We start from the raw sequence: 5,893 nt of genomic DNA on the forward strand, positions 1-5,893 counted from the left end.
AATCCTCTTGTCCATGTGTACCGCTATGTGACCGAAGGAACCTTTGACGCATACCTCTGGCAGACGGTGGAGAATAAGCAGAAATTCATTTCCCAGATCATGACTTCTAAATCGCCGGTGCGCTCCTGCGATGATGTGGATGAAACGGCGCTTTCCTTTGCCGAGATCAAAGCCCTGTGCGCCGGAGATCCCCGCATCAAGGAGCGTATGGATTTAGATGTGGAGGTATCCCGCCTGAAGCTGATGAAAGCCGACCACCAGAGCAAGCAATATCGTCTGGAGGACCAGCTGCTCAAATACTTCCCGGAGGAGATTGAAAAGCACAAAGGTTTTATCAAGGGCTTTGAATCTGATCTGGAGGTTTTGGCAGCTCACCCGCACCCGGAGGACGGCTTTGCCGGTATGGAGATTCGTGGAGACCTGCTGACCGATAAGGAGAACGCCGGTGCAGCCCTTTTGGATGCCTGCAAGGAGGTTAAAACCTCTGATCCGGTGCAGATTGGCAGCTACCGGGGTTATGCCATGTCCGTGGAATTTTCCGCATGGAAACAGGAATATACGCTCCTGTTGAAAGGCCAGATGACCCACCGGGCAACCCTTGGTACAGACCCTCGCGGAAACCTTACCCGTATCGACAATGCCCTCGCCCAGATGCCCCAGCGTCTGGAGGCGGCAAAGGCCCAGCTGGATAACCTCTATCAGCAGCAGGCTGCGGCAAAGGAGGAAGTCGGAAAGCCATTCCTTTATGAAGAAGAACTGCGAAGCAAAAACGCTCGTCTGGTGGAGCTGGATACCCTGCTCAACATCGACGGAAAGGGACAGGCACACGCCGAGGCTGTTGTTGCCAAAAGCACACGGCCTTCGGTGCTGGATAACCTAAAACGCCCGGTGCAACCCCACAGTACAGACAAGAAACCAAAACAGCATGAGGAGGTGCGATAACATGAATACTAACGATCTGAATACAGCCCTTTATGAAAAGATGGCTGCCGAACAGGACAAGTTCCGGGAATGGCTGAAAAGCCAGCCCCCGGAAGAAGTCTTAAACCATGCCTATGAGTACACCATCCGGGAGGACATCGTGATGGCAATGGAGGAGTTGGAGCTGACCGACGCACAGGCACAGGCGCTTTTGGATTCCTCCTCGCCACTGGCTGATGTGTACCGTTATTTTGAAAAGCTGGAGACCGGCTACATGGATGTGATCCGGGACAGCATTGAAAACCGTGCCGATGATGTGTGCAAGGCGCAGGAAGAATTACGAACTGCCCCTCTCTACCCCCATTCAGCTGCCTATGCGAGAGAACATTGGGAAATGGCACAGTACAACCTCTCATATCAGGTGAACAGCGCCTGCAAAGAAGCCATTGAGCAGACCATCAACGCCCACTATGCAGAGAACCGGCTGGATACGGAGGCGGCGGTCAAAGATGTGCTGGAAAAGTTCGGGGCGGAACGGGTACAGTTCATTCTTGCAAACACCATCCAGCACAAGAACCATGACGGGCGTATCTCTCAGGACAATAAAGCCTGGGCAAAAACCATTCCCATGCCGGAGGACAGCGGCGCTTCCCGCCACTGCGCCTATCTGGTTGTGGATGGGGTCAATCCCGGTCTGACCGATCTGTTTACCAGGCAGGCCAGAAAAACCATGCAGGAACAGCAGAAAAGTTCTGTCCTGCAAAAGCTCAAACAGGAACCGCCTGCCCATAAGCCTGCCGCCCCGAAGAAACAGGAGCCGGAGCGATGAGCAGCCCCAAGCGCAAGCGGGATGTGCCGGTTCTGTTTTGGGTATCCGCTGATGAAATGGAGTTGATTCAGCAAAAGATGCAGCAATACGGGACAGAGAATTTGAGCGCTTATCTGCGGAAAATGGCACTGGATGGGTATGTGGTCAAACTGGATCTGCCGGAGCTGAAGGAGTTGGTTTCCCTGATGCGCCGAAGCAGCAACAACTTGAATCAGCTGACCCGCAAAGTGCATGAGACCGGGCGGATTTATGATGCTGACTTGGAGGATATATCCCAGCGGCAGGAACAACTGTGGGAGGGTGTGAAGGAAATCCTTACCCAACTCTCCAAACTTTCATAACAGGGATAGATACTCCATTTGCGGAGGGAGGAACGGCGTTTCTTCGCCGCACCTTCCTCCGCTTTTTCTTTTTGGCGGTATCCTTGCCTTTTGGCTGTCCGTACCGGATAATATGAGTAGAATAAGAAGCGTAGCAAAGGAGTGAAAACAGATGCTGACCTTTGAAAAGGTGCTGGAGATTTTTGCGGACTACCTGGCCGCAGACGAGACCATCGAAGTTTATATCAGCCGTCACGGATGTGTAAGGGTGGAATTTGACCAAGATTTTCACTATTGCTCTGGCGAGGTGTGCCATACTCCCAAGGAACTGTTCAATCTCTTAGCTGATGATTACCGGACTTATGTGGAGATTGAACTGACCAAAGGCAGACGGGAGTTGACGGAAGATGATGAGAGAGAAGCGGATGCCCTGTGCAAACGGTATCTGGAGCGTTGGAGGGGAGAACTGGAATGAAGATTTTGAAATGCTTGCTGATGATTGTAACTGCACCGGTCATTTTGGTGTTGACGCTTTTTGTCTGGCTCTGCATGGGGCTGATCTACATATCCGGTCTGGTGCTTGGTCTGCTCAGCACGGTAATTGCTCTGCTTGGCGTGGCTGTGCTTATTACCTATTCCCCGCAGAATGGTGTGATTTTGCTGGTTATAGCTTTTTTGATTAGCCCGATGGGATTGCCGCTGGCTGCGATCTGGCTGCTGGGCAAGGTACAGAGTTTGAAATTTGCAATCCAGGATTGGGTGTATGGGTAAATGATGTGAATATAATTTAGAATGAAAAGTAGCAGGACAATGGGAGATGAGACCCAATGCCCTGCTTCTCTGTTTATTCGGAACGAACTGTAATATATTTTTGTTTTCGACTGTTTGGCTTATCTGGAATAGTCATTTTAAGCTGGCCACTTGCCAGTAGAGGATTCAAATATTTTCTTGTAAAATAAGTGAGATTTCGATAACCAATAAACGAGCAAATTTCTTGTTTGCTTTTTTCTGTTATACAAAAATCCAAGACTGCGTGTAGGATGTCCTGTGATTTATCTTGATCACTAACTTGGTCACAATCTTGGTCACTGACTAAGTCTTTCTGACTAAGATGGTAATTCACATTTTTCAAAATAACTCTGAAATCTGTTGCTGTTGAGGAAAATTCAGGCTTATATGCCGCTGTGTATCCAGGCAGCTTTTCAGTTTCACTGACGATTTTGCGTAGGCCACTTCCACGGCGTTCCATGTACTTCATGCGGTGGAACAGGTCAGCAATCACAGGGTTTCGTCGCATGGAACGGATACTGTAAATATCGTATTCCTGAATTGAGCCGCCGCCAAACATACCGCCCGGAGATGTGATTTCCACCCGATCATCAAACATATCAATATGGATTTCGCTGCCAAGCACAATATAATCACGATGGATAAGCGCATTAACAAGAGCCTCTGTCACAGCTCGTTCAGCATAATCCGGCTTGTCTACACGATACTGTGCCTTTTTGACAAAACGGACTTTGGAATTATTGCGAATAAATTCACTGCCGCTGTTCAGTAAATAAATCAAATTTCCCTCGTATTCTTTATCGTCCAGCGCATCATCAAAGATAGAGCCTTTTTCCAAGCCATTCCACCGGGTACAGAACATACGGGAGTTATAAACCGTGTGCTGATCGGTCATGAGTTTTCCGGCATTGGTCAGGAGTCCATTTTTATCAGTCAAACCAAAGGAAACATAATCGGATGGCTCAAAGCGGAGACCGGTCCGTTCCAGATAGGTTGCTTCCAGAAGTGTAAAGCTGTAATCCTTTTTTACCGCGTCTGTTGTTAGGGTATCAAAGGACTGATTGGTTCCCTTTAAGATCAGTTCATTCACAATGTAATCCGGTGCAATTACGCTTTCATTTCCAACACGGATGTATGCTTCCATTACTCCGTCTGCCTTGTAATAGTATGGGGTGCTGCGGCCAGGAGAAACCTCCAGAGCCAACAGGTTTTTACCATCTTCCTGCAATGGCTTTAAGATAAACTGCGGTAATGGTGTGATACGTTCTTTGATTAAGCGGCTGATCGCTTCAGCATCCTTTTGAACATCTGACAAGCCGATAGGCTTCCGGTCATCAGAGACTCCGAAAAACAGAGTGCCGCCGATCCCATTGGAAAAGGCACTGACACTTTTTAACCAGCTTTTTGGCTTTTTTGTTTCGAGAGCAACTTTGAAATCACATTCCGTTGCTTCGGCAATGAGCTGTTCTATCATAAAATCCCTCCTTTGAGGTTGTAGAATGTTCTTTTTTATTATACCCAGCGGAGAAAGTTATTGCAACGATAGAAGCAAAGAGTTCAGCGAAAAAATATTTATGAGAGGAGGGCTTTCTATTATGGCAACTACAAGAATCATGCCGCTTCATGTTGGCAAGGGACGCATTGAGAGCCGAGCAATCAGCGATATTATTGATTATGTGGCAAATCCGCAAAAGACTGACAACGGAAAACTAATTACCGGCTATGGCTGTGACAGCCGGACTGCGGATGCGGAGTTCCTTCTGACAAAGCGGCAGTACATTGCCGCTACCGGACGGGTGCGCGGCGCAGATGATGTGATCGCCTATCATGTGCGCCAGTCCTTCCGCCCTGGTGAGATTACCCCGGAAGAAGCAAACCGGCTGGGCGTAGAATTTGCAAAGCGTTTTACTAAAGGCAATCATGCCTTTGTGGTCTGCACTCACATAGACAAGTCGCACGTTCATAATCACATTATCTGGTCATCGGTCAGCTTAGAATATGACCGGAAATTCCGAAACTTTTGGGGCAGTACCAAGGCGGTTCGCAGGTTAAGTGATACCATCTGCATTGAAAACGGACTGTCCATTGTAGAAAATCCGAAACTTCACGGAAAGAGCTATAACAAGTGGCTGGGCGATCAGGCAAAGCCCTCTCACCGAGAGCTGCTGCGAGTAATGATTGACCGTGCGCTGGAGCAGAATCCAGCGGACTTTGATGCGCTGCTGAAACTGCTTTCCGAAATGGGCTGCGAGGTATCCCGGCGCGGGAAAGCGATTCGGCTCAAAGCACCCGGCTGGAAGAATGTAGCCCGCATGGATGACAAGCTGGGGGCCGGGTACAGTGAAGCGGAAATTCGTGCGGTGCTGGCCGGAGAAAAACAGCATACGCCCCGTAAAAAAACCGTCGTGCAGCCGGAGCCGCCGAAGGTCAATCTACTGGTGGACATTCAGGCAAAATTGCAGGCCGGAAAGGGTGCTGGCTATGCTCGATGGGCCAAAGTTTTCAATCTGAAGCAAATGGCGCAGACCATGAATTACCTGTCAGAGCATAACCTGCTGGAGTATGCGGTTTTGGAAGAAAAGGCTGCGGCTGCCACGGCATATCACAATGAGCTTTCGGCGCAGATCAAAGCGGCTGAAAAGCGCATGGCAGAGATTGCTGTTCTGCGTACTCACATCGTAAATTATGCCAAGACCCGTGAGGTCTATGTGGCATACCGCAAGGCCGGCTACTCTAAGAAATTCCGGGAAGAGCATGAGGAAGAAATTCTGCTCCACCAGGCTGCTAAGAATGCCTTTGATGAGATGGGCGTCAAGAAGCTGCCCAAGGTCAAAGAGTTGCAGACAGAGTATGCGAAATTGCTGGAAGAAAAGAAAAAGACCTATGCCGAGTACCGGCGTTCCCGTGAAGAAATGCGAGAGCTTTTAACGGCAAAGGCCAATGTGGATCGGGTCCTGAAAATGGAGGTAGAACAGGATGTTGAAAAAGAAAAAGACCACGGCCAGCGGTAAGCTGGTCCTGGTCAAAAGCGTTC

Annotated in this window: 6 protein-coding genes and 1 pseudogene; 6 read left to right on the forward strand and 1 reads right to left on the reverse strand. The window is 49.2% G+C overall.

All coding sequences use genetic code 11. From position 1 onward, the window contains the following. From GPK94_RS05920 to GPK94_RS05940, 5 genes and pseudogenes are all read left to right on the forward strand, one after another. Positions 1 to 942 (forward strand): annotated as a pseudogene (locus GPK94_RS05920) (helicase SNF2); the annotation flags it as partial. A gap of 1 nt (position 943) precedes the next feature. Beyond that, positions 944 to 1,750 (forward strand): DUF3849 domain-containing protein, encoded by an 807-nt coding sequence (locus tag GPK94_RS05925; RefSeq protein WP_215655033.1) that lies wholly within the window; start codon positions 944 to 946, stop codon positions 1,748 to 1,750. Continuing rightward, on the forward strand, positions 1,747 to 2,091 hold the full coding sequence (gene mobC / locus GPK94_RS05930) for a plasmid mobilization relaxosome protein MobC (RefSeq protein ID WP_215655035.1): 345 nt from the start codon (positions 1,747 to 1,749) through the stop codon (positions 2,089 to 2,091). The genes GPK94_RS05925 and mobC overlap by 4 nt, the downstream gene beginning before the upstream one ends. A gap of 151 nt (positions 2,092 to 2,242) precedes the next feature. Beyond that, positions 2,243 to 2,545: a hypothetical protein gene (locus GPK94_RS05935; RefSeq protein ID WP_215655036.1), complete on the forward strand. Its 303-nt coding sequence runs from the start codon at positions 2,243 to 2,245 to the stop codon at positions 2,543 to 2,545. Then, on the forward strand, positions 2,542 to 2,841 hold the full coding sequence (locus GPK94_RS05940; RefSeq protein ID WP_024739077.1) for a CD1845 family protein: 300 nt from the start codon (positions 2,542 to 2,544) through the stop codon (positions 2,839 to 2,841). Before GPK94_RS05935 ends, GPK94_RS05940 begins: the two co-directional genes overlap by 4 nt. 73 nt (positions 2,842 to 2,914) lie before the next feature. Here GPK94_RS05940 and GPK94_RS05945 read toward each other — a convergent pair whose 3' ends face one another. After that, positions 2,915 to 4,333 carry an ATP-binding protein gene (locus GPK94_RS05945; protein WP_215655038.1) on the reverse strand — a complete coding sequence of 473 codons (1,419 nt, stop codon included), beginning with the start codon at positions 4,331 to 4,333 and terminating at the stop codon, positions 2,915 to 2,917. 121 nt (positions 4,334 to 4,454) lie between these two features. On the opposite strand from GPK94_RS05945, the gene GPK94_RS05950 reads away from it, so the two are divergent. Then, positions 4,455 to 5,870, forward strand: a complete 1,416-nt coding sequence (locus GPK94_RS05950; protein ID WP_215655040.1) for a relaxase/mobilization nuclease domain-containing protein — start codon at positions 4,455 to 4,457, stop codon at positions 5,868 to 5,870. Positions 5,871 to 5,893 lie beyond the last annotated feature (23 nt).

This window comes from Pseudoflavonifractor sp. MCC625, from assembly GCF_018784545.1.
Lineage (GTDB): Bacteria > Bacillota > Clostridia > Oscillospirales > Oscillospiraceae > Pseudoflavonifractor_A > Pseudoflavonifractor_A gallinarum.

What these genes read in the sequence shown, in the direction of transcription:
- GPK94_RS05940 (WP_024739077.1), top strand. Translation starts at nt 2,542, where the DNA reads ATGAAGATTTTGAAATGCTTGCTGATGATTGTAACTGCACCGGTCATT.
- GPK94_RS05935 (WP_215655036.1), top strand. Translation starts at nt 2,243, where the DNA reads ATGCTGACCTTTGAAAAGGTGCTGGAGATTTTTGCGGACTACCTGGCC.
- GPK94_RS05945 (WP_215655038.1), bottom strand. Translation starts at nt 4,333, where the DNA reads ATGATAGAACAGCTCATTGCCGAAGCAACGGAATGTGATTTCAAAGTT.
- mobC (WP_215655035.1), top strand. Translation starts at nt 1,747, where the DNA reads ATGAGCAGCCCCAAGCGCAAGCGGGATGTGCCGGTTCTGTTTTGGGTA.
- GPK94_RS05925 (WP_215655033.1), top strand. Translation starts at nt 944, where the DNA reads ATGAATACTAACGATCTGAATACAGCCCTTTATGAAAAGATGGCTGCC.
- GPK94_RS05950 (WP_215655040.1), top strand. Translation starts at nt 4,455, where the DNA reads ATGGCAACTACAAGAATCATGCCGCTTCATGTTGGCAAGGGACGCATT.